Annotated in this window: 16 protein-coding genes; 2 read left to right on the top strand and 14 right to left on the bottom strand. The window is 72.4% G+C overall.

From position 1 onward, the window contains the following. Nucleotides 1-87: 87 nt before the first annotated feature. The 4 genes from IG74_RS0120675 to IG74_RS0120660 form a co-directional block, all read right to left on the bottom strand. Nucleotides 88-1,356 carry a glycoside hydrolase 5 family protein gene (locus IG74_RS0120675; RefSeq protein WP_051855073.1) on the bottom strand — a complete coding sequence of 423 codons (1,269 nt, stop codon included), beginning with the start codon at nucleotides 1,354-1,356 and terminating at the stop codon, nucleotides 88-90. 65 nt (nucleotides 1,357-1,421) lie between these two features. Beyond that, nucleotides 1,422-2,327 carry a carbohydrate ABC transporter permease gene (locus IG74_RS0120670; RefSeq protein WP_030679152.1) on the bottom strand — a complete coding sequence of 302 codons (906 nt, stop codon included), beginning with the start codon at nucleotides 2,325-2,327 and terminating at the stop codon, nucleotides 1,422-1,424. Then, on the bottom strand, nucleotides 2,324-3,289 hold the full coding sequence (locus IG74_RS0120665; RefSeq protein WP_030679149.1) for a carbohydrate ABC transporter permease: 966 nt from the start codon (nucleotides 3,287-3,289) through the stop codon (nucleotides 2,324-2,326). The genes IG74_RS0120670 and IG74_RS0120665 overlap by 4 nt, the downstream gene beginning before the upstream one ends. A 31-nt stretch (nucleotides 3,290-3,320) precedes the next feature. Next, nucleotides 3,321-4,625 (bottom strand): extracellular solute-binding protein, encoded by a 1,305-nt coding sequence (locus tag IG74_RS0120660; RefSeq protein ID WP_030679147.1) that lies wholly within the window; start codon nucleotides 4,623-4,625, stop codon nucleotides 3,321-3,323. Between the two features lie 341 nt (nucleotides 4,626-4,966). Here IG74_RS0120660 and IG74_RS0120655 point away from each other — a divergent pair, with 341 nt between their 5' ends. Further along, the gene (locus tag IG74_RS0120655; RefSeq protein WP_051855070.1) at nucleotides 4,967-5,989 is read left to right on the top strand and encodes a LacI family DNA-binding transcriptional regulator; all 1,023 of its coding nucleotides are present in this window, start codon (nucleotides 4,967-4,969) and stop codon (nucleotides 5,987-5,989) included. A 16-nt stretch (nucleotides 5,990-6,005) separates the two neighbouring features. On the opposite strand, the gene IG74_RS0120650 is transcribed toward IG74_RS0120655, so the two are convergent. From IG74_RS0120650 to IG74_RS0120610, 9 genes are all read right to left on the bottom strand, one after another. Beyond that, the gene (locus IG74_RS0120650) at nucleotides 6,006-6,689 is read right to left on the bottom strand and encodes a hypothetical protein (RefSeq protein ID WP_030679145.1); all 684 of its coding nucleotides are present in this window, start codon (nucleotides 6,687-6,689) and stop codon (nucleotides 6,006-6,008) included. Then, nucleotides 6,683-11,392 (bottom strand): CHAT domain-containing protein, encoded by a 4,710-nt coding sequence (locus IG74_RS0120645; protein ID WP_158857709.1) that lies wholly within the window; start codon nucleotides 11,390-11,392, stop codon nucleotides 6,683-6,685. The genes IG74_RS0120650 and IG74_RS0120645 overlap by 7 nt, the downstream gene beginning before the upstream one ends. A gap of 77 nt (nucleotides 11,393-11,469) precedes the next feature. Then, on the bottom strand, nucleotides 11,470-12,819 hold the full coding sequence (locus IG74_RS0120640; RefSeq protein WP_234334393.1) for an MFS transporter: 1,350 nt from the start codon (nucleotides 12,817-12,819) through the stop codon (nucleotides 11,470-11,472). Then, nucleotides 12,816-13,691, bottom strand: a complete 876-nt coding sequence (locus IG74_RS0120635; protein ID WP_078868917.1) for an ArsR/SmtB family transcription factor — start codon at nucleotides 13,689-13,691, stop codon at nucleotides 12,816-12,818. The genes IG74_RS0120640 and IG74_RS0120635 overlap by 4 nt, the downstream gene beginning before the upstream one ends. 175 nt (nucleotides 13,692-13,866) lie before the next feature. After that, nucleotides 13,867-14,040, bottom strand: a complete 174-nt coding sequence (locus tag IG74_RS52770) for a hypothetical protein (protein WP_199818865.1) — start codon at nucleotides 14,038-14,040, stop codon at nucleotides 13,867-13,869. A 342-nt stretch (nucleotides 14,041-14,382) separates the two neighbouring features. Further along, nucleotides 14,383-15,891 carry an SDR family NAD(P)-dependent oxidoreductase gene (locus IG74_RS0120625; RefSeq protein WP_030679133.1) on the bottom strand — a complete coding sequence of 503 codons (1,509 nt, stop codon included), beginning with the start codon at nucleotides 15,889-15,891 and terminating at the stop codon, nucleotides 14,383-14,385. A 75-nt stretch (nucleotides 15,892-15,966) separates the two neighbouring features. Beyond that, the gene (locus IG74_RS0120620) at nucleotides 15,967-17,370 is read right to left on the bottom strand and encodes a wax ester/triacylglycerol synthase family O-acyltransferase (protein ID WP_051855068.1); all 1,404 of its coding nucleotides are present in this window, start codon (nucleotides 17,368-17,370) and stop codon (nucleotides 15,967-15,969) included. Nucleotides 17,371-17,517: 147 nt separating this feature from the next. Continuing rightward, nucleotides 17,518-19,374: a molecular chaperone HtpG gene (gene htpG / locus IG74_RS0120615; RefSeq protein ID WP_030679128.1), complete on the bottom strand. Its 1,857-nt coding sequence runs from the start codon at nucleotides 19,372-19,374 to the stop codon at nucleotides 17,518-17,520. 155 nt (nucleotides 19,375-19,529) lie between these two features. After that, nucleotides 19,530-19,754 (bottom strand): DUF5988 family protein, encoded by a 225-nt coding sequence (locus tag IG74_RS0120610; RefSeq protein WP_030679125.1) that lies wholly within the window; start codon nucleotides 19,752-19,754, stop codon nucleotides 19,530-19,532. Between the two features lie 734 nt (nucleotides 19,755-20,488). Here IG74_RS0120610 and IG74_RS0120605 point away from each other — a divergent pair. Beyond that, entirely contained in the window at nucleotides 20,489-20,980 is a 492-nt protein-coding gene (locus tag IG74_RS0120605) for a type II 3-dehydroquinate dehydratase (protein ID WP_051855066.1), read from the top strand. 9 nt (nucleotides 20,981-20,989) lie between these two features. Here IG74_RS0120605 and IG74_RS0120600 read toward each other — a convergent pair whose 3' ends face one another. Next, the gene (locus IG74_RS0120600; protein ID WP_158857707.1) at nucleotides 20,990-21,619 is read right to left on the bottom strand and encodes a response regulator transcription factor; all 630 of its coding nucleotides are present in this window, start codon (nucleotides 21,617-21,619) and stop codon (nucleotides 20,990-20,992) included. Between the last annotated feature and the right edge of the window lie 1,302 nt (nucleotides 21,620-22,921).

The following is a 22,921-nucleotide window of genomic DNA, read 5'->3' as shown; positions in this document are numbered from 1 at the left end:
GGACGGGCTGGATCTTTCAGCCTCTCCGGCGTTTGAGGAGCGGGGGTCTGGGGGCGGAGCCCCCAGGTCGGGCAGCGGCGGGAGCGGTCAGAGGACGTCGGACGGGTGGACCACCTCCGTGATGCCTCGCTCCGCGAGGTACCCCGCGTCCGCCGCCCGTTCGGCGAGAACCAGCGCGGGCCGCACACCCTGCCCCGCCAGCCGCGCGAAGGCCTCGAAGACGTCCCCGCCGGGCCCGCACCGGGCCCGCCGCCCCGCGTCGGCGCCGACGTCCACCACCACGGCAGTGGTCCGCGCCGCGGGCGCCTCCCAGCGCTCCTTGGCGAGCCGGGCGAGGGCGGCACCGGCGGGCTTGACCCGGCCCTCGTTGGTCAGGAGGCCGAGGCTGTACTCCAGTTCGGGGAAGTCCGCGAGCGAGCGCGAGACGTCGTGGGAGCACCACCACGTCACGCCCCACACGTCCGCGCAGTCGAGCGCGGCGGCCACGGTCGTCTCGGTGAACGCCGCCGCGTCCGCCGCAGGGATGAGCGGGGCGGGCGCGCCGACCTCCTGGAGCCACACGGGCCTGTGCGGGTCCAGGGCCCAGGCCTTGGACAGCTCGATGAGGTACGCGGCGTGCTGCCCGGTCGCGACCCCGTCGCGCCCGTGGCGCTGCGCGGTGCCGTTGAACACCCACGAGTGCACGGCGGTCACGGACCCGAGCCGCGCGGCCTGCGCGGGGGTGAACGGCTGGTCGTCCTGGTACCAGGCGGCGTCGTACTCGGCGTGCAGGTGCAGGCGTCCGGGCGCCCCCTCCTCGCAGGCGGCGAGGACCTGCCGCAGCCAGGCCTCGGCCTGCTCCTGGGTGATCCGGTCGGGGTCGGGGTGGGGCCCGGCGGCGAACTGGTTGATCTCGTTGCCGATGGTCATGCCGATGAAGTTGGGCCGGTCGGCGAGCGCGGCCGCGAGCGTGCGCAGGTACTCCCGCTGGCCGGAGACCACGTCGGGGTCGGTGAAGAGGTTGCGCCGGTGCCAGGTCTGCGTCCACGCGGGCAGGAAGTCGAAGCTGGACAGATGGCCCTGGAGGCCGTCGACGTTGACGTCGAGCCCGCGCTCGGCCGCGGCGTCGGCGAGCGCGACGAGCTGCTCGACGGCGCGCGGCCGGATCAGGGTCCGGTTGGGCTGGAAGTACGGCCAGATCGGGAACACCCGGATGTGGTCGAGGCCGAGCGAGGCGATGGCGTCCAGGTCACGGCGTACGGAGTCCAGGTCGAAGTCGAGCCAGTGGTGGAACCACCCTTCGCTGGGGGTGTAGTTGGCGCCGAAGCGGGGCGTCGCGGCGGCGGGGGCCGCGCCGGACAGGTCGTCTGACGTCATGCGGATCCTGGTTCTCGGGACGGTGCGGGCGGTGCGTGGGGCGGGCGGAGGCGCGTGCGGGGCGGTCAGCCCTTGACCGCGCCCTCCCCGACCCCGCGGAAGAAGTACCGCTGGAGGCAGGCGAAGAGCACGATCAGCGGCAGCACGGCGATCACCGTGCCCGCGGCGACGAGGCGCTCGTCGTTGGCGAAGGTGCCGTGCAGGTAGTTGAGGCCGATGGTCAGGGTGAACTTGTCGGGGTCGCTCAGGACGATCAGGGGCCACAGGAAGTCGTCCCAGGCGCCCATGAAGGCGAAGATGGCCACGACGGCGAGGGTGCCCTTCACGGCGGGCAGCGCGATGCGGAGGAACCGCTGCCACACGTTCGCCCCGTCGACGAACGCGGCCTCCTCGATCTCGTACGGGACGTTGAGGAACGCGTTGCGCATCAGCAGCACGTTGAGCGCCGAGACGCAGCCGGGCAGCAGCACGCCGATGAGGGTGTTGTTGAGGCCGAGGTCCCGCATCGTCGTGAACTGCGCGATGATGATGCCCTCGACGGGCACGAGCATGGCCAGGATGAACACCAGCGTCGCCGCCTTGCGGCCGCGGTAGCGCAGCCGGGCGAGGGCGTATCCGGCGAGGGCCGCGCCCACGCAGTTGGTGACGACGTTCGCCGCGGCGACCTTCAGGGAGTTGAGCGCGTAGTCCCACACCGGGATGGTGTCGGCGACGCGTTCGTAGTTGTGCAGGGTCGGGTCGGACGGCAGGAACTTGGGCGGCGAGCTGAAGATGTTCTCGTGCGGTCCCTTGAGGGACGTCGACAGCTGCCACAGGAACGGGCCGATCATCAGGGCCAGGACGGCGAGCAGCAGGACGTAGCGCAGGACGAGCTCCCACACCCGCATGCGGCGCCCGTTCTCGTCCGTGAACCGCCGCTTCCGCGGCCGGGGGGCCTCGGCGCGCTCCACTTCGGCGGAGGGGGTCGTCATCGGTTCTCCTTCCGGTCCGCGCGCAGCACGAGCAGCATCAGCGCGACGGTGACGACGAAGATGACGACGGAGATCGCGGAGGCGTAGCCGACCCGCCCCGTCAGACCGGTGCCGGTGCGCTGCACGAGCATCACGAGCGTGGTGTCCTCGCCCGCGGGCCCGCCGGCCGGGCCCGCCATCAGATACACCTCGGAGAAGACCTTGAACGCGGCCACGGAGGACAGCGCGGCGACCAGGACCATGGTGGAGCGCACGGCGGGCACGGTGACGCTGACGAAGCGGCGGATCGGTCCCGCGCCGTCGACGGCGGCGGCCTCGTGCAGTTCGCGCGGGACGTTCGCGAGCGCCGCCAGATAAATGATCATGTAGTAGCCGAGGCCCTTCCAGACCGTGACGGCCATGGCGGAGAACAGCAGCAGCCACTGGTCGCTGAGGAAGCCGACCTTGCCCGCGCCGACCGCCTCCAGGACGGCGTTCACCAGGCCCCGCTCGTCGAGCATCCACACCCAGATCAGGCCGACGACGACGATGGAGGCGACCACCGGCGTGTAGAAGGCGGACCGGAAGAACGTGATGCCCGGGATCTGCTTCTGCACGAGCATCGCGAGCAGCAGCGGCAGCACGACGAGCGCGGGTACGACCACGAGGACGTACAGGGTGCTGTTGCGCAGGCCGATCCAGAACATGTCGTCGTGCAGCAGCTCGCGGAAGTTGGCGAGGCCCACGTACTTGCCCTCGACCAACTGCCGTTTGTCGGTGAAGGAGTTGAGCACCGTGCTGACGAACGGATAGAGGATGAACCAGCCGACGATCACGAGGCCGGGGGCGGCGAACAGCCAGGGGCTGGTCGGCAGCTGCCTCCGGACGCGGCGGCCGGCGCGACCGGCGCGCGCGGCCTTCGTCGCCCTGGGCGCGTCCCCGGCGGACAGCGCGGGGGACGCGGCGGGACTTGGGGTCTTCATGGCGGTCATGGCTGACGTTCCTGGTCGTGGGTCAGCTCTGCTGGAGCAGTCGGTCACACTGCTTGACAGCGTTGTCAAGCGCTTCCTGGGGACTGTCCTTGCCCTGCAGCGCCTTGGCGACGGAGTTGCGGAGGGCGACCTTCATCTGCTCGCTGAACAGCACGGGCGTGTAGTTCACCGCGGTCTTCAGGGACTTGGCGGCGGCGATGCGCACGCGCGTCTCGTCCGTGCCGTCCGCCTTGGTGAAGTACGGGTCGTCCAGGGACCCCTTGGTGCTGGGGAAGATCGCGACCTTCTTGGCGAAGGACATCTGGCGCTGCGCGTCGGTGACGAAGTGCGCGAAGGCGACGGCGGCGGGCGTCTGCTTGGTGCGCTTGTTCACCATCACGCCCATCACGTACATGTTGTCCTTGCCGGTGCTGCTGATCTGCGGCGTGATGCCGATGTTCTTGTAGAGGCCCGGGGCGTCCTTCTTGAACTTCTCCAGGTCGAGAGCGCTGCCCGGGTTCATCGCGACGGCCTCGGTGAGGAACTTCTTGCCGGTCGACTCGGGCGTCGCGGTCAAGGCCTGCCCGTCCAGGGCCTTGGCGTCGTACAGCTTCTTGTACTTGGTGAGCAGTTCGACGCCCTTGGCGTCGTTGAAGGTGAAGCCGGTGCCTTCCTTGTTCATCAGCGGGACGCCGTAGCGGCCGAAGTCCTCGATGGTGGGGACGTTGGCGAGGGTGGCGATGTCGCCGTCGCTCTTGTCCGCGATCTCCAGGGCGTCGTCGAAGAGCTGGTCGTACGTCTTGGGCGGCTTGCTCGCGTCCAGGCCCGCCTCCTTGAACAGCCGCTTGTTGTAGAACAGCGGCCCGGTGTTCAGGTACCACGGGAAGGCGTACGTGCCCTGCACGCCCGGGACCTGGTGGCTCTTCCAGGCGCCCGGCAGGTACTCCTTCTCGTACTTGCCCGCCGCCTGGTCGAGGTCGAGGGCGATGCCCGCCTTGGCGAGCGGTGCCACCAGGTCCGGCGAGACGTTCACGACGTCGGGCAGGGTGCCCCCCGCGGCGTCCGCGCTGATCTTGTCGGCGTAGCCCTCGCCCGGCTGGTCGACCCACTTGACCTCGGTGTCCGGGTACTTCTTCTCGAAGTCGTCGATCAGGCCCTCGAAGTACGACTTGAAGTTCGCCTTCAGGTTCCAGGTCTGGAAGGTGATCTTGCCCTCGACCTTGCCGGAGGCGTCGGTCGAGCCGCCGTCGTCACTGCCGCCGCAGGCGCTCAGAACGAGCAGGGAGGCGACGGCGGCGGCCGCGGGGACCGCCCTGCGGGGGCTGCGGAATATCCGGGAATGACGCACGTGAACGGCTCCTTTGCTCGGCCCGGCGTATGGCGGCGCGGGCCACCGGCAACGGTGGCGAACCGCTTGGTATCGCAGAATCGCACCGAGGCAGACCCTGCATTGAGTCCCGGTGAAAAGTCAATGGATTGGTGACGATTCGTCTCGCCCGAGGCCGTCACCTCCTGCTAACTCGCAGGTCAGAAGCGTTGGTTGAAAGCCTTGTCAGCAACAGCTAATGCGCTTTAGGGTGTGCTAGCTCAAGCGCATTAGTACCTGCGCGGCCGGAGTGCATCGGGCACTCCGCACGCGGAAAGGGGCAACGGGTGCAAGGCAAGCGGTCACCGGCGCGCCGGCCGACCATGAAGGACATCGCCCGGCGCGCCGGAGTCTCCGAGAGTGCCGTCTCCTTCGCGCTCAACGACAGACCCGGGGTCTCCGAGGTCACCCGCGACCGGGTGCGCAGGGTCGCCGAGCAGCTGGGCTGGCGGCCCAGCACGGCGGCGCGCGCCCTGTCGGGCGAGGGCGCCGCCACGGTCGGCCTGGTGGTGGCGAGGCCCGCCGCCACGCTCGGCGTCGACTCGTTCTTCCTGCAGCTGATCTCGGGCATCCAGGAGGTGCTCGCCGAGCGCCAACTGGGGCTTCTCTTCCAGGTGGTGGAGGACGTCGAGGCGGAGTGCGCGGCGTACCGGCGGTGGTGGGCCGAGCACCGGGTCGACGGGGTCCTCGTGGTGGATCCGCGCACCGACGACCCGCGGCCCGCGCTCCTGGAGGAGCTGGGGCTGCCCGCGGTGGTCACGGGCGGCGTGCCCGACCCCGGCCGGCCGCCGCGCGCGGGGCTCTCGACGGTGTGGGCCGACGACGCGGGCGCGATGGCGTCCGTCGTCGGCCATCTGCACGCGCTCGGGCACCGCCGCATCGTGCACATCGCCGGTCTTCCGGGGCTCGCGCACACCGAACGCCGCGTGCGTACGCTGCGCGCCGAGGCCGAGCGCCGGGGACTGAGCGGGGTGCGGTCGGTCACCACCGACTACTCGGACGCGGAGGGCGCGGCCGTGACCCGCCGGGTGCTGCGCTCGGCGGCCCCGCCGACGGCGCTCGTCTACGACAACGACGTGATGGCCGTCGCGGGGGTGGCGGCCGCGGCCTCGCTCGGCTTCGCCGTGCCCGCCGACGTGTCGGTCGTGGCCTGGGAGGACTCGGCCCTGTGCCGCATGGTGCACCCGTGGCTGACCGCCCTGTCCCGGGACACGGTGTCGTTCGGGCGCACGGCCGCGCGCGAGCTCCTCGGCCTGCTCGACGACGCCCCTGCGGGGACGGTGCAGGTGCCGCTGCCGACGCTGATCGAGCGGGAGAGCACGGGTGCGGTGCGGGCGGCGGGGTGAACCGCCGCCCGCACGGTCACGCCAGGCGGCAGCGCGCCTCGACGCCGCCCAGCTTGCCGGTGAGCCGGACCACCCGGCCGATGCCCTTGGGGACGATGCGGGCCCGCAGGGTCACCGCGGCCTCCACGGGGGTGTTCGCCGGGGCCGAGACGAGCAGCCGCAGCTCCTCGTTGACGTGCAGGAAGGCGCGGTCGGACGTCCTGAAGTCCCAGTAGGCGGTGGTGAATCCGACGCCGGAGGACGTGATGCGCGGGCAGTACACCGTCGTGCGCCGGGTGATCTGCGGGGACAGCTGCGCGCCGAGCGCGGAGGTGGCCACGTTGAAGCTGAGGCCCGCGCCCATCGTGGTCTCCAGCTCGACGGGGCTCTCGCCGTCGACGAGCGTGGGCGACATGTCCGCCACGATCACGCCGGGCGAGAGGGACAGGTCGATCACCAGGCGCGACCAGCGCACATCGGTCTCCGGGTGCGTCTGGACCACACAGATCAGCGGGATGTCGTAGCCGGTGCGGCCCGGCTCGGCGCCTGCCACGCGCTGCACGGCGCCGCGGGCGAGCCCGATCCGGGTCTCGCGCCGCAGCAGGGTGACCGTGGTCTCGCCGACGGGGGCGAGGGCGCGGTCCTGCTCGTCCTCCTCGACGGCGGGGGTGACGAGGTCGATCAGCTCGTATCCGGCGGGCAGTCCGGTGGCGGTCAGCACGGGGTGCTCCCTGGGGTCGCGGAACGGGGGTCGGGGCGCGGGGCGCGCCAGTCGCCGAGCAGGCAGAACGCCGCCCAGCTCGCCAGGCGGTCACCGCCCGGTCGGTCGCGGGCCGCGCGCAGGGCGGTGCGCAGCGCCGCGCCGGGCGCCTCGCCCGCGGCGGTCAGATCGTGGAAGTCGCCCATGAGGGCGGCCGTGGAGGCGTCCGGCACCCGCCACAGGCTCATCACCAGGGACCGCACGCCCGCGTACAGCAGGGACCAGCTCAGGCCGAGCGTGTCGTCGGTGCGGCTGGTGCGGCCGAGGCCGGTCTCGCAGGCGGACAGGACGGCGAGCCGGACGCCGTGCCAGTCCTGCCGCAGGATGTCACGGGCCGTCAGGACGCCGTCGGCGAGGACGAGTCCGGAGGCCAGCGGGTCGGCGGCGTCGAAGGACGCGTGGCAGGCGGCGTGGAAGACCTCCGCTCCGGGGAGGCCGCGCAGCACCCGCTCCCGGGTCGCCCGCTCGCCGAGCAGCGGGGCGCGGCCGAGGCGCTCCCCGAGGGCCACGGCCTCGCCGCGCGCGTGCGGCAGGTCGCCGCCGGGGTCGCCGAGGACGACGGCGCCGCCGCTCGCGGCGGGGGCGCGGTGGGTGAGGGTGCGCAGGAGCGACACGGTCGGCAGATACGTCACGGCGTTGCGGTCGATCAGCGCCCCGGAGGCGTCGGGGCACAGGGCGTGGAAGGGCACGTGGTGCAGGGCGCCGGTGGGGCAGATGACGACGGTGTCGTCGGGGCGGGTGAGCGCGGTGAGCGGCGCCACCAGCGGGTCGAGGACGCGGTGGAAGAGCCCCGGCATGTCCTCGGCCATCTCGCGGACGCGCCCCGCGCTGCCCAGGTTGTCCGCGACGAAGCGCAGTACCGCCGCGCCGTCGGCGTCGACCCGGGTCACGCGCACGGCGCCCTCGTCGCCGTCGTCGTCGCCGCCGTCCAGCGTGAACAGGGCGATCTCTCCGGTGTCGAGCAGGGCGTACGAGGCCACCACGGTGCGCTGACCCGCGAGTTCGCGGGAGATCGCGGCCGGGTCCATGACGCTGGCGCGGCGGACCGCGACGTACTCCTCGGCGAGCGGACCGTGCCCGGCGAGTTCCCGCCACAGGGCGTCGAGGCGCGCGGTCAGGTCGTAGTGGCGCTTCCAGTCCACGGCGGGCGCCGCCGCGAGGGCCGCGCGCTCGCCGATGAGGGCCGCTTCGTCGGCCAGCAGGGCGGGCGGTACGCCGTCGGGCGCGCGGAGCTGGGCGGTGCTCATGGCGTCGAGCAGGGAGCGGGCGCGCAGGCGCTCGGACGCGGTGAAGGCCGCGGCGATGTGGTGGCGCGGGTCGTGCTCCGCGCCGGCCTGCCGGTCACCGGCCCGTTCCGCCGCGCGCCCGGCCTCGGTCTCCGCGCGCTGGAGGCGGTAGCGGGTCAGCAGTTCGTACGCCTCGGCGCGGTCGTCCTGGAGGTGGGTGCGCCGCTCGGGGTTCGGTTCGGCCGCGCGCACCAGGTCGGCCAGTTCCACGCCGAGTTCGAGCACGTCGGTGGCCGTGTACTGCTGGCCGTACTCCCAGGCGGCGTGGGCCATGGGCAGGATCGCGGGCCAGGCGCGCTCGGCGGACAGCACGCGGTGGCCGCGCGGCGCCGTGGGCTCGCCGCGGGGCGCCCAGAACAGCGGGTCGCCGCGCTGCCCCGGCACGCCCGACAGGTGCAGGACCTGCTCGTACGCGAGCACGGCGTGCCCGAGGTCGGGCCAGCGGCGCAGCACCGCGGCGGTGGCGAGCCAGTCCTGGGCGAGCCGGTCGGCGTTGCCGGAGTTGCGCTGCCGGGCTTCGGCGAGGTGGTGCAGGGCCATGCGGGGAAAGCCCTGTTCGCCGAGGACCACGCCCAGGTAGTGGTGGACGGTGGCGAGCGCGACCGGCACCGGGGTGCGCAGCGCCTCCCGCTCGGCGAGCGGCAGGGCCTCGTGGAACCAGCTCAGGGCGCGCTCCCGCTCCCCCAGCTTGTGCCAGGCCATGGCGAGTTCGACGAGCGACACGATCCGCTCGTGGTCGCTGGCCGGGACGTCGGCGGTGATCTCGTCGAGCCTGCGCTGGTACTCCTCGGCCGCGGGCGCGTCGCCGCAGCGGCGCGCCACCCGGGCGAGGTCGCGGTACAGCATCGCCCAGTTGTCGAGGCTGCTGAACTGCCCGAAGTCGAGCCACGGGTCGCGGCCCGCGCGCTCCCTCTCGTGCTCGTCGGTCACCAGCCACCGCTCGGCCTGGCGCAGCAGGTCGTACGCCTCGCTGTAGCGCCCCATGTCGTCGAGGACGGCCGCGGCCTGCTTCAGGGCGTCCGCGAGCAGCCGCGCCCGGCCCGGCTCCTCGGGGTCGCCGGTGGGCCACTGCCGGTCCAGGTGCTCCGCGAGCTGTACGCCGCGCCGGGCGAGCAGCAGGGAGCGCTCGAAGTCGCCCGCCTTGGCCGCCCACTGGAACACCATCATCCGCAGGGTGTCGAGGGCGCCCGGCCAGTGGTCCGCGCCTTCGGTGCGCAGCCAGGCGTCGAAGCGGTCGTCGTCGGCGGCCGCGGCGAGCAGCTCGCCGATGACGGGCTCGCGCTCCCGCACGGCGGCTTCGAGTTCGGCGGGCAGGGTGGACTTGATGCCGGTGCCGGTGGCGGGCCCGGAGACGGGCAGGCCGATGGGGCCGCCGTAGGGGGCGCCGAAGCGGGCGGGCGCGTGGGGTTCGGGCGACGGGGGTCCGTCCGTCCGGGGCTCGGCCGCGTCGGCTTCGGCCGTCGGGGGTTCGGCCGCGGGTTCGTCGACGGCCGGTGCGGGCACAGGTGCGGGCGCCGCGGTCGGGGGCGGCAGTGCTTCGAGGGGCTGCCGGGCGCCGCCGTAGCCGGGGTCGAGGGCCAGCGCGCGTTCGTAGCAGCGCCGGGCCTCCTCCGCGCCGTCGAGCGCGTCGCGGAAGGTGTCGCCGAGGAAGCGCCAGGCCATCGGCGTCTCCTCGACGGCGAGCGACTCCTGGAAGTAGACCCGGGCGAGCCCCATCTCACGGCGTACGAAGTGGACGTCGCCGAGCATCAGGAGGGCGAGCGAGCTCTCCGGGTCGGCGTCCAGGGCGCGTTGGTAGTACGTCGCCGCGTCGGCGTACTCACCGCGGTGGAAGTGGTGCTCGCCGCGGCCGATGAACTCGGACGCCTCGCGCTGGGCGCGGGTCACGAGGGACACCCCGAGCAGCTTCGCCACCTTGGCCGCGGTGCCCGGATCGTCCTCGGCGAGACGCTGGAGCTGGTCAGCGCCGTCCGGGCTGCCCGCGATCATCGCGGCCCGGAGCTGGGCGGCGACCTCGCCCGGCGGCACGCTGCCGCTCTTGGGGTCGATGAGCAGTTCGCCGTCCTTGAACAGCGCGTACACGGGCGGGCGGGCGGCGGGTGCGGGGGCGTTGCCCGTCGTCGGCAGGACGTCGGTGATGCGGCGGCCGCCGGTGATGCGGGCCAGCTCCTCGTCCCACTGCCCCGCCTCCGGGCGCATCCTGGCGGCGAGGAGCAGCACGATCAGCTCCACGAAGGGCTCGTCGGCGGGCACCGGCGGGTCGGAGATCCGGGCGCGCAGCAGTGCGACGGCCTCGTCCAGGCGGCCGGCCTCGGCGCAGGCGTTGGCGAGGGACCTGACCGCCTGCGGGTCCGCGGGGTCGTCGGCCACGAGGTCCCGCAGGACGCGGATCTCGCGGGCCGTCGCGCCCTGGGCCCGCAGCTGGCGGGCGAGCGCCCAGCGGAACCGCGGGGCGTCCGGGCAGGCCGTGAGCACCCGGTCGCCGAGCGCCGCCCACTCCAGGAGCGCCTCGTCGCCCTGCCCCTCCCCGCTCTCGCCGGAGTTCTCCTCCTCGCCCAGCCTGCGCACGAACGCGCCCGTCCAGGCGATCCACAGCTCGACCTCCGCGCCCGGCCCCCACTGTTCCAGCCAGCGCTTGAGGGCCGCTTCCCGGCTGCCCTCCTCGTGGTGGCCGTCCTCGGCGACCTTCGCCACCATGTCGTACGCCGCGCGGCGCACCTCCAACGCCCGGCGGAGTCCGGCGAGTTCGTACCCGCACATCTCCTCCAGCGGGTCCAGCATGTCCCGGGCGGATTCCGGGACGTCGGCGAGGGGCGCGCGGTCGGTCTCCTCGTCGGTGAGGGCGGCGCCGATGGTGCCGAGGGCGAAGGCGACGCCGTCGACCCGGGCGGCCGCCGGGTGCGCGGCGAGCGAGAAGTGCCGGTGCGCCTCGCCGCGGTGGCCGATCGCGTCGGCGGCGATGCCGTGCACCAGGTGGGTCTGCGCCGCCAGCATCTGCGCGACGCGCCGGGCGTCGCTCCTGCGGGGGTCGCGGCCGACCGCGAGCGCGGCGACGACCGCTTCGAGGACGTCGGCGAGGAGTGCGGCCGCCTCGCGCACCCGCCAGGGTTCCTCGCAGGTCGCCCCGAACGCGAAGAGGTCGGCGAGCAGGCTGGTCGTCGCGTCGGCCGAGCGCTCCGCCACGTCGTCGCGGCGGGCCGCGGGCGGCAGGGCCGCGAGGGCGCGCAGCCGCTCCTCGGCCGCCGCCCGGTCGACCGTCACCGCGGCCGCCTCCGGTGTCCGCGCTGTCCCTCGCGCCCCCGGCACCTCCGGCGGCTGCGGTCCGAACCGGTCGTGCATCGACCTGGCCCACGTCACCAGCATGGTCAGCCCCAGCACCGCGTCCCCCTCGCGCCGTCCGTCACGTCACCCCCCAGGTAACGCGGTGGGCGGCGCCGCGGTTCCACCGCGTCACGTCAACGTTCGGCCGCCGACTCGGAGTTGACCAGCGGGAACCGATCGGGGGGTGCGCCGGGACCGGCGGCCGGTTCCGTGCGGCGGACCCACAGCGCGGCGCCCGCGAGCAGCACGGCGGCGCCGAGCAGCCAGCGCGCGGGCCCGGCCGGGAGGAAACCGGCGATCAGCCCCGTGAGGGCGCCGACCAGTTGCAGCGCGAGGGACTGGACGGACAGCGCGGTGGCCCGGCCCTCGCTCGGCACGCGGCGGTGCAGGAGCTCGTTCTGGCTGGGGTTCGCCGCGCCCAGGCCCAGATACACGAGCCCGTAGCCGCCGACCGCGAGGAGCACGGGGGCGAGGCCGGTGCCGTTCGCCGTGACCGCGAGCAGCAGCAGTCCGCCCCCGGCGGCGCCGAGGCAGAGCAGGACGGCGCGCTCCCCGCCGCCGGTCAGGCGGGCGACGGGCGGGGCGAGCTGGCTGCCGAGGGCCGAGCAGAGGAATCCGGCGCAGGCGAGTCCCGCGAAGACCACCGCGCCCGACTCCGCCGCGCCGGTCAGGTCCGCGGCGCGGCCGGGCGTGAGCAGCTCGACGGTGACCAGGGCGCTGCCCGCCGCGCCCGCGCTGAGCACCACCCGGCGCACCAGGGCGTCGCTTCCGCCCAGGCGGATCCCGGCGGCGATGGTGCCCGGGACGCCGCGCAGCACTCCGCGCAGGGTGGCGCGGGGGCGGGGCGGCTCGGGCAGCGACGTCAGCACGTACGCGATGAAGACGAGCGCGACGACCACGCCGAGCAGCGCCGGTACGGACAGCGGCAGGACGAGGCCCGACGTGGCCTCGTCGAGACGGCCGCTGAGGTCGGGGCCGAGCCCGAGGAGCCAGGGCAGCGCGCCGCCGACGAGCGTGCCGACCGCCAGGGCGACGGAGGTGGCGGTGGCGCCGCGCGCCAGGCCGGTGCGCAGTTCCACGTCGGGTCCCGCACTCGCCTGCACGGTGTCGACGTACCAGGCCTCCGCGGGGCCGCTGGACAGGGCGCGGCCCGCTCCCTTGAGGGCCATGCCGAGGGCGAGGACCCAGGCGGTGGTGCCGAGCGCGTGCAGGGTGAGCGCCACCACGTCGAGCACGCCCGCGGCGGCGAGCACGGTCCTGCGGCCGAGGACGTCCGCGAGGCCGCCGGTGGGCAGTTCGAGCAGCGCGGCGGTGAGCGAGTGCGCGGCGACGCAGCCCGCGACCGCGGCGAGGGCGAGCCCCCGCTCGGTCATCAGCGGCACCATCGGGGCGATGGCGAGGCCGAGCGGCAGCCAGAACAGCCCCGAGGCGATCACGTACCGGCGCCGGGCGGCGCGGGGGTCGAGGGGCTTCCGGGCCGTCACGACACACCCCAGGTGACGTTCCGGTGCGTGTCGGGGCCGTCGTGCTCGCCGGGGCCGTCCGGACCGTGCGGGCCGGGGCCGTCCGGACCGTGCGGGCCAGGGTCGTCCGGACCGTGCGGGCCAGGGTCGGCGGACCCGCCGGGCGGGCCCGCGGCGGCGCCGGTGCCCTCCGTCCGCGCGGACCCGTCGTCCTCGCCGGGCGTCGCGAGCGGGTCTTGCTCCCCCGGCAGCCGCTCCGCCAGCGGCAGGGTCGCGGCGAAGACCACGACCTGCTCGGCCCGCGGGTCGTCGGCGTCCCGCGCGGTCAGCTCCGCCAGCTTCCCCTCGAAGGCCTGCCACAGCTCGGCGAGGGAGTCGGCGGTCAGCCGCGGCATGAGGTCGGTGATCCCGGCGTGCTCCCGCCACTCGGGTCCGATGCGCCCGTCGTCCAGGTCCCGCTCGTGCCGGGCCAGGGACCGGCCCAGATGCTCGATCTGGCGCCGGGCCATGGTGCTCCTGAACGCGCGGCCCCCGGGTGAGGCGTCCATGTCCGCGTTGTTCCAGCTGGTGACCGCGTGCACGGAGCGCCAGCGCCGCTCGCGCCCGTCGCGGTGCTCGGCCTCGGCCACGAACCCGTATTTCGCCAGGACCCTCAGGTGGTAGCTGGTGGAGGCGGACGACTCGCCGGTCTTGACGGCGAGCTCGCTCGCGGTGGCGGGGCCGTCCGCGCGCAGCAGGCCGAGCAGCCTGATGCGCAGGGGGTGGGTGAGGGCCTTCAGGGCGGCGGCGTCCTGCTCGGGGTCGAGGACCCGGTGGCGCGCGTCCTCGCCCTGGTCGGAGCGCGCCTGATCGTCGGCCGCCCGGTCCCGGGCAGCCCGCTCTTCGTCAGCCATACGGGGAGCCTAGGCCGCCTCCCGCACTTTCCAAAAGAGTTTTTGCAGAATTTCTTTGGGGAAGCCGGTGGAGCTCGCCGCGCGGTGCGAGAAGGCCGGGAACGTGCGGCGCACGACAAACACCCCGCGCCGTGGGAAACGGCGCGGGGTGCGTGCTTCGTACAGGTGGATACCGTCAGTCGATACCCGGCAGGATGTGCGGCTCGGCGAGGTCGTCCTCGTAGCCGGCGAGACGGATCGGGGCCGCCTTGGCCCAGGCTTCCAGGTTGCGGAGCTGCTTCGGACGGCCCGCCCGCTCACCGCCGGCTTCGGCCGGCAGCTTCTCCTGCTTCGTCAGATCTGGTGTCACCGCGCACTCCTCTGTGTCGCGTAACGGACAAACGATGCCTCAGTGCTTTCGCTGTCTTCGCGGTCGCGGTGGCGCCGGGTGCGGGCGGGATCGCGGCCGTGGTGGCGAGCCTGTCCCTGGACAGCCGCGAGGCGCTGGTGGATGCCTTCCAGCCGTCCGTTCGCACCAGATTAACCAAATGAGCGGGAGTCTGCTCGATAGCGCCAGACCTCAGGGGTGACTTCCGGACATCCGCCTGCGCGCGGACGCCCCGTCACCCCGGTCGGGCGCGCGCGGCTCTTGACTTCCGGGCGGGCGCGCGCCCTCGGCTCCTGGGCGCCGGGGCGCGCCCTCAACGGCGCGCTACCACTTGCCGGGCGCGTAGTCCTTCAGGAAGACGCCGTACACGTCGTCGCCCGCCTCTCCGCGCACGACCGGGTCGTAGACGCGGGCCGCGCCGTCGACCAGGTCGAGCGGGGCGTGGAAGCCCTCCTCGGCGAGGCGCAGCTTGTCGTAGTGGGGGCGCTCGTCGGTGATCCAGCCGGTGTCGACGGAGGTCATGAGGATGCCGTCGGTCTGGAACATCTCCTGGGCGCTGGTCCGCGTCACCATGTTCATGGCGGCCTTCGCGGCGTTGGTGTTGGGGTGGCCCGCGCCCTTGTAGCCGCGGCCGAAGACGCCCTCCATCGCCGAGACGTTGACGACGTACGCGCGCTTGCTCGGGGCCTTGCGCGCGGCCTCGGCCATCACCGCGCGCAGCTTGCTGATGAGGATGAACGGCGCCGTGTAGTTGCACAGCTGCGTCTCGAGCAGTTCCACGGGGGAGATCTGCTCGATGGACTGCACCCAGGTGTTGCTGTCGACCACGTCCGGCACCAGGCCGCCCGCGTCGATGGCGCTGCCGTCGCGGTGCCGCTCGACGCTGGCGTTGCCCGCGACCAGGGCGAGGTCGGCGACCTGCTGCGCGTCGAGCCCGCTGACCCCGAGGGGCAGCGCGGCGAGGCCGTCCACCGCGCCCGAGTTGAAGGCGCCGATCACGTGGTGGGCGGGGAGCTCACCGGCGGGCAGCGGGGCGCTCTCGCCCTCGACGAGCGCGGCGTAGGCGGAGGGCAGCCTGCGCACGGTCTGGGTGGCGTTGTTGATCAGGATGTCCAGCGGGCCGCGCTCGGCGACCTGCTCGGCCAGGGCGACGGCCTGGGCCGGGTCGCGCAGGTCGATGCCGACGACGTCAAGGCGGTCGATCCAGTCCGCCGAGTCCTCCATGGCCTTGAACCGGCGGATGGCGTCCTTGGGGAACCGCGTGGTGATCGTGGTGTGGGCACCGTCACGGAGCAGCCGCAGCGCGATGTACATGCCGATCTTGGCGCGGCCGCCGGTGAGCAGCGCGCTCTTGCCGCTGAGGTCGGCGCGGGCGTCGCGCTTGGAGCGGTTCAGGGAGGCGCACTCGGGACAGAGCTGGTGGTAGAAGTAGTCGACTTCCACGTACCGCGTCTTGCAGGTGTAGCAGGAGCGGGGGCGCTGGAGTATCCCCGCGATCTTGCCCGCCTCGGTGACCGACGACGGCAGGATGCCCTCGGTCTCGTCGTCGATGCGCTGCGCGGAGCCGGTGGCGGTGGCTTCGGTGACGGCCTTGTCGTGGGCGGTCTTCGCGGCCCGGCGCTCCTGGCGGCGGCGCTGCTTCACGGTGCGGTAGATCCCGGCCGTGGCGCGGCGCACCGTGATCGCGTCGGGGTGGTCGACGTCCAGCTCGTCGAGCTCCTGGAGCACGCTGAGGCAGACGGCGAGACGCTCGGGGTCGATGCCCGGACCGTACGCGTCGACGCCGGCGACGGCGCCGGTGCCTTCCTGCTGGCTCTCGTCTGTGACCGTCATCGCCGCTGTCGTTCCTCATCGCGCTCGTGCCGCGGCTCGCCCGGGATGGGCCGCGGATACTCCAAAAGCGGAACTTTACGTAGCGCGGGGGCCTCGTATCAAACTCGTTCGGTCGTCGCAGGCGGCCACGAGCCCGGCGAGCTCCGCGCGCAGGCAGGCCGCGAGCCGCTCCAGGTCCGGCACCGCCGCCGCGTCGGCGACCAGGCCGTAGTGGACGTGCCCGCGGTAGGTGGAGACCGCGACGGCCAGGGCCTGGCCGTGCGCGAGCGGGGCGAAGGGGTAGACCTCGGCGAGCGGGCAGCCGCCCAGGGTCAGGCCGAGGCTCGGCAGGGGCACGCTGGTGACCAGGACGTCGAAGAGCAGCCGGGCGGCGTGGGCGACGGCCCGGCCGCCGACGCGGTGCCCGAGCGGGGGCACGTGGTCGGCGAGCAGCGCGACGGCGCCCGCGCCGCGCGTGGGCCCCGCGTCCTTGTTGCGGTCCATGGCGGCGCGCACCGCGTCCAGGCGCGCCAGCGGGGCGGGGTCGTCGACGGGCAGCCGGATCAGATAGCCGGAGAGGCGGTTGCCCTGGGGCTGTGCGGTGCGCGGGCGGCGGCGCGACACGGGGATGAGGGCGCGCGGCGCGACGCCCGCGCTGCCGTCGCCGCGCTCGTCGAGCCAGCGCCGCAGCGCTCCGGCGACGACGGCGATCAGGACGTCGTTGACGGTGCCGCCCGCGGTCTTGCGCACGCGGTGCACGTCGTCGAGGTCGAGCAGGACGCCCGCGGTGCGGCGCGTGCCGGTGGGCCGGGACGTGAGGGCCGCGGTGGAGCGCGTCCCCCAGGTCGCGCGGGCCACGGACGCGCCGATGCCGAGCGCCCTGCCGACGTCACCGACGGCGGACAGGACGGTCGACGCGGCACGGCCGGGCGCGGCGGCGGCCAGGCCTGGCAGTCCGCGCGGGTCGAGGGCGCGCCACCACGGCGGGCGCGCCGCGGGGTGCGCGGCGGGTGCGGCCGTGGCCTGGGCGCGGGCGGCCGGGTCCATGACCGCGGCCGCGAGCGTGAGCGCCCGCAGCCCGTCCGCGAGCGCGTGGTGGAACTTGAAGAGCACGGCGAAGGACCCGCCGTCCGCGGCGGGCAGGACGTGCGCCTCCCACGGGGGCCGGTCGCGGTCCAGCGGCCGCTGCATCAGCGCGCCCGCCACGGCGTGGAAGTCCCGTACGGGTGCGGCGAGCCGCACGTGGTCCAGCGGGTTGAAGCCGGGCGCGGGGTGCCGCGCGGCGCCGCCGAGGGGCAGCAGCACCTGCCGGATGCGCAGGCGCAGGCCCGGCACGGCGGCGGCGCGCGCGGCGAGCAGCTCGGCGGCGTGGGCTGCGGCCGAGGGCGAGTCGGCCGTGAAGACGCCCAGGGCCCCCAGGTGCATGGGGTGTTCGGCGGACTCGATGCTCCAGAAGGCGAGATCGAGGGGTGCGAGCAGGTCTGAGCTCTCAGAGGTCATGGCTTGCTCTCGCGTCGATGACGGGGAGCAAGCAGCCAATCACCCTCTGACAATTACGGTCAAGTACGATCTAGCTACGTACAGTTAACAGCTCATGAAGGCCCGCACCCCCGCATCACGCGTCCCGCCCTCCCCTTGACGGACGGGTCACACCGTCCTGGCGAGGCGGTCCGCGAGCAGCTTGGCGAAGCGCGCCGGGTCCGCCAGGTCGCCGCCTTCCGCGAGCAGGGCGGTGCCGTAGAGCAGCTCGGCCGTCTCGGTCAGCTCCGGGGCGTCGGCGCGCTGCTCGTGCGCGGACCTGAGGCCGGTGACCAGCGGGTGCTCGGGGTTCAGCTCCAGGATCCGCTTGACCGCCGGGACCTCCTGGCCCATCGCCTTGTACATCTTCTCCAGCGTCGGCGTCAGGCCCTCGGCGTCACTGACGAGGCACGCGGGCGAGCTGGTCAGACGGGTGGTGAGCCGTACGTCCTTCACGTCGTCGAGGGTCTCCTTGAGCCAGCCGAGCAGCGGCGCGTAGGTGCCGGACTCCTCCTCCGACAGCTCCTCGTCGGCGGGCAGGTCGACCGCGCCCCGCGTGACGGACTGGAACTCCTTGCCCTCGTAGTCCCCCACCCCCTCGACCCAGATCTCGTCCACCGGGTCGGTGAGCAGCAGGACCTCGTACTCCTTGGCCCTGAAGGCCTCCAGGTGCGGGGAGTTCTCGACCTGCGCGCGGCTCTCGCCGGTCATGAAGTAGATCTTGTCCTGGCCGTCCTTCATCCGGGCGACGTAGTCGGCCAGGGTGGTGGGCTCGTCGCCCGCGGTGGAGCCGAAGGACGCGATGTCGAGGATCGCCTTGTGGTCCTCGGACCTGTCGAGCAGGCCCTCCTTGACGGCGGGCCCGAACTCGCGCCAGAACGTGCGGTACTTCTCGGCGTCGTTCTTCATGAGGTCCTTGACCGTGGCCAGGACCTTCTTCGCGAGGCGGCGGCGGATCAGCTGGATGTGCCGGTCCTGCTGGAGGATCTCGCGGGAGATGTTCAGCGACAGGTCGGCCGCGTCCACGACTCCCTTGACGAAGCGGAGGTGGTCGGGCAGCAGCTCGCGGGTGTCGTCCATGATGAACACGCGCTTGACGTACAGCTGGATGCCGTGGCGGGCGTCGCGCTGGAAGAGGTCGTGCGGGGCGCGCGACGGGATGAAGAGCAGGGCCTCGTACTCGAAGGTGCCCTCCGCCCTCATCTGGATGACGTCGAGCGGGTCCGTCCAGTCGTGGCTGACGTGCCGGTAGAACTCCCGGTACTCCTCGTCCTTGACCTCGGACCGGGGCCGCGCCCAGAGCGCCTTCATCGAGTTGAGGGTCTCGTCGCCCATCCGGATGGGGAACGAGATGAAGTCCGAGTAGCGCTTGACGATCTCCCGGATCTTCCGGTCGTCGGCGTAGTCGTACAGCGCGTCCTCTTCGTCCGCCGGGCGCAGCTGGACGGTCACCGAGGTGCCTTCCGGCGCGTCCTCGACGGTCTCGATGGTGTACGTGCCGTCGCCGTCCGACTCCCAGCGGACGCCCTGCTCCGCCCCGGCCTTGCGGGTGAGCAGGCTGACCTTGTCGGCGACCATGAAAACGGAGTAGAAGCCGACGCCGAACTGGCCGATCAGCTCCGCCGACGCCCCGCTCTCCGCGGCCCCCTTGCTCTCCTTGTTCTCCTTGAGGCGGCGCAGGGTCTCGGCCGTGCCGGACCGGGCGATGGTGCCGATGAGCCCCACCACGTCCTCGCGCGACATGCCGATGCCGTTGTCCCGCACGGTCAGGGTGCGGGCCTCGCCGTCCGCCTCGATCTCGATGTGCAGGTCGTCGGCCCGCAGGGAGTCATCGGTCAGGCCGGCGAGGCGCCGTTTGTCCAAGGCGTCGGAGGCGTTGGAGATCAGCTCGCGCAGGAAGATGTCCTTGTTCGAGTAGATCGAGTGGACCATCAACTGCAGCAGCTGCCGCGCTTCCGCCTGAAACTCCAGCGTCTCGGTGCTCATTACGTCCCTTCGCTCTGCATGGTGTGCACAGATCGGTCACAGAATGTGCGCACGCGCGCACCATCGAAATCTGGCACACGGCCGCCCGCCCGGACAAGCCGCCCCGGCGCGCGGTGGGCCCTCCCCCGCGTCCCGGCCGGGGAGGGCCCGCCGCCTCACTCCGCGACGTACGTGCGCTGGGTCCATACGAAGACGCGCAGTTCGCGGTCGTCGACGCGGGTCGTCTCGGAGCTGGCCTCGAAGTGCTCGTAGCGGTTGCCGCAGAGCACCTTGACCTTGTCCACGCTGAGGTCCGGCAGATAGTGCAGTCGGTCCTCGTCCGTGATCAACGAACGAGAGCCGCCGCTGAGGAATACGTTGGGAGTGCCGTGGTCGACCATGGTTCGTCCTCACCTTCTGGGCTGCCGGTTCCGGTTGTCGCGCTGAACTTGGGGTTCTGGAGAGGTGGTTGCGGCGGGAGGCGCACCCTGCCCCGGACCCGGTCCGTCCGGAGTGCGGGGACACCGGAGCGCGGGGACACCGGAGCGCGGGGACACCGGAGCGCGGGGACACCGGTGTGCGGCTCGTCGGCTCAAGGGCCCCGGGTCAGCGGGAGGGCGATCACCCGGCGCGCGCACTCCGTCGGCGTGCGCCATTCCCGACCTCGAATTGCGCGCCGGTCGTGAGCGCGCGGACGACTTCGGAATGAGGAGATCATTTCCCTGCGGGAAGACGGCTTCCCTGTCGTGGTGCCGCACCGCGCCGTGCCGTTCTGTTCCGTGCCGTCCTGTGCCGTGAAGCCGTGCCGGTGCGGACCGTCGCACCGGATCGCTCGGCCGAAAGCCATCAACCCCCGTTCCCCCGTCTCCCCCGCTCCGTCAAGGAGTTGCCGCCAGCGTACGCGGCGGGTACGCGGAGTGGTATACGCGCGGGCGTCCGCAATCGCCTCGACACCCAGGTCTACCCATGCTGGTAGACCTGTTGTCCGCCCTGCCGCGCAGCACGTCGGCCGCTCCCGCGCGCCACCGGAACTATCAATTCTGATGATGGTGTGCGGTGCCCGGGATCGCCGATTATGGGGAGCGGTCCCCGGTTCGCCGACCGTCTGCCTTCCCAAGGAATAGCGAGGTTCCCCTTGAGTGTCGTGCTGCTCCTCAACGGACCCAACCTGGGCGTTCTGGGCCGACGTGAGCCCGAGATATACGGCACCGATACGCTCGCCGACATCGAGGCGGCGGTCGCCGATGAAGTGCGGGCCCGGGGATGGGAAGTCCTCTCCGTCCAGCACGATTCGGAAGGAGATCTCGTCGGCGCGATTCACCGGCACGGCGAGAGCACGGTCGGTGCCATCGTCAATCCGGGCGCCCTCATGATTGCGGGATGGAGTCTGCGCGACGCGCTGGCGAGCTATGCGCCGCCGTGGGTCGAAGTGCATCTCAGTAACGTGTGGGCCCGCGAGCAATTCCGCCACGAGTCGGTGATCGCTCCGTTGGCGAGCGGAGTCGTGGTCGGTCTTGGGGCCTTCGGCTATCGCCTGGCCGCCCGCGCCCTGTTGCACCTCACCGCGGCGGCCCCGCGGAGCCCGCGCGGCTCGAACGGCAAGGTCGGCGGGCAGACGCGGCCGTGATGCCCACGGCTACGGCGAGTCCCGGGCACCGGGCACCGGCACCGTGCCGAGCCGGAATCCGATCCCGCGTTTGGTCTCGATCCATTCGTAGGAACCGAGTTTCTGACGCAGCGCCCCGATATGGACGTCCAGGGTCCGAGTCGAGCCGAACCAGTGCTCGTTCCACACCCGCGCGATGATGGCCTTGCGGGTGTGCAGGGTGTCCGGATCCTCCATCAGCATGGCGAGCAGATCGAACTCCTTGGGGGTAAGCCTGACCGGCCGTCCCGCCAAGGTCACGTCCCGGTTGCGCGGATTCAGCCGCAGCGGCCCGGCGACCAGGATCTCGCCGCCCTGAGCGGCTGACCCCGGAGCATTCTGACCGGTCGGACAGGGGGACGAGCGCCGCATGACGGCGTCCATGCTCGCCTGCAACTCGTGGAGCGAGTCCGATTTCACCACGCAGTAGTCCGCCCCGGCGTTCAGCGCCAGTACCCGGTCGATCTCATTCACGCAGGGGCCGAGGATGATGATGGGCACCGACGCCTGGTTGCGGATTCTTTTGCACACCTCGTGGCTGTCCATACCGGGTGTGGAGGAGTCGAGCAGCAAGAGGTCGAAATCGCCGAAGTTCTCCAGGGCCTGCGTGCTGGTCGGCACCGAGATGACGAAGTACTTCGCGGGGAGCGGTGGGTGGTGCAGGGCAGTGCTCAGACGCGCATCATTGCTTACCAGCAGAACGCGTGTGGATGGCTTTCCCAAAACGCTTCCCTCCAGAAATACTGATGACCTACCCGGCTCCTCTTGCCTCGATCCGAACTACCCGCCCCCTATTGATCCGACCTGAAGACCTACCCGGCTGCTATTGCTCCGAAACGGTAGCTGTAGTTCCGGCTTGAATTTTGCTTGAGTGAACTTGCGGGCGTCGCGGGGCAGTTGTCGCCGTCGGCACGCAGGACACCCTGGATACGGGCGGTGGCGTTGTTGCCGCCGGTCCCGACCGGGTTCCCGGTGAGCACCGAGGCCTTTCGCGCCACCGCCGGACGCCGCTCCCCGGGCCGCTCCGCGGGCCACTTCACGCACAAGGTCCACCCCGTCCCGGACGGTCACTCCGCACATGGCTGCCGCAAGGTCCGCACCTGACTCACCCGTCGATCCGGCCGGGCCGAACTGCGCGCCCCACCAGCCCACTTCCGCCCGGGCGGCACACCCGGACGTGATCGCGCAGGCACCCACCGTGCCACACCAAGATCATCCTGCAAAGACCCCGTAAGCCCCTATCCCCGCGCGCCCCGACCGCCCCACGGCGCGCCGGAGTTGACGAAGCAGGCGCGAATGCGAGGGTTACTCGCCCGTAAGTCCCCGCGCTGCGGCTAAGGTAAGAAACTGGCCACAGTAAGGAATTGGCCACAGGAAAGCTGCCCCCGGGAAGATCGCTGCAAAATCGGTCAAATCGCAAGCGACACCTCTGAGGCCCTGCCGCAGCTTTGAAATTATGCTTCATCTCCGCTGAAGTGCTCCTGCACTTCCGGGGCTTAACGTTGGATCATCGGAACATGTCAGATGCAACTTGAGCCCCCACCCCCCTCCAGCCAGTTCCCCCTCGTCGGCACCGACTCGTGCCGCCCCTGCGGCATGTCTGCCCGCCTTCGGTCGGCGAAGCCGGCGCCACGCGGTAGTCGACGAGGCGTCACATAGTGGTGGCGCGCGCCCCCTTGCGCACCTGTCCGCCATAACTGCAACCGTTCCTGTGCACACTTCCCACGGTCGGCGCTGCCGGAACCGCGCGCGGACCACCAGGCGTTAGTGATGATCCACCGACAGGAGATGTGATGCTCGATTCACCGTTCCGCCTGCAGCTGCCGCCTTCCCTGTACGTCATGGGGGCCTGCGAGAACAGCTCCTGCGAAACCGTTCGGCTTGCCACACTCTCCTTTTCCGCCTGGTCGCGCGGCGATCTCA

Source organism: Streptomyces sp. NRRL B-1347 (genome assembly GCF_000720325.1).
GTDB lineage: Bacteria > Actinomycetota > Actinomycetes > Streptomycetales > Streptomycetaceae > Streptomyces.
Note: the sequence above shows the minus strand (reverse complement) of the source record. Positions and strands in the feature narration are given on the sequence as shown.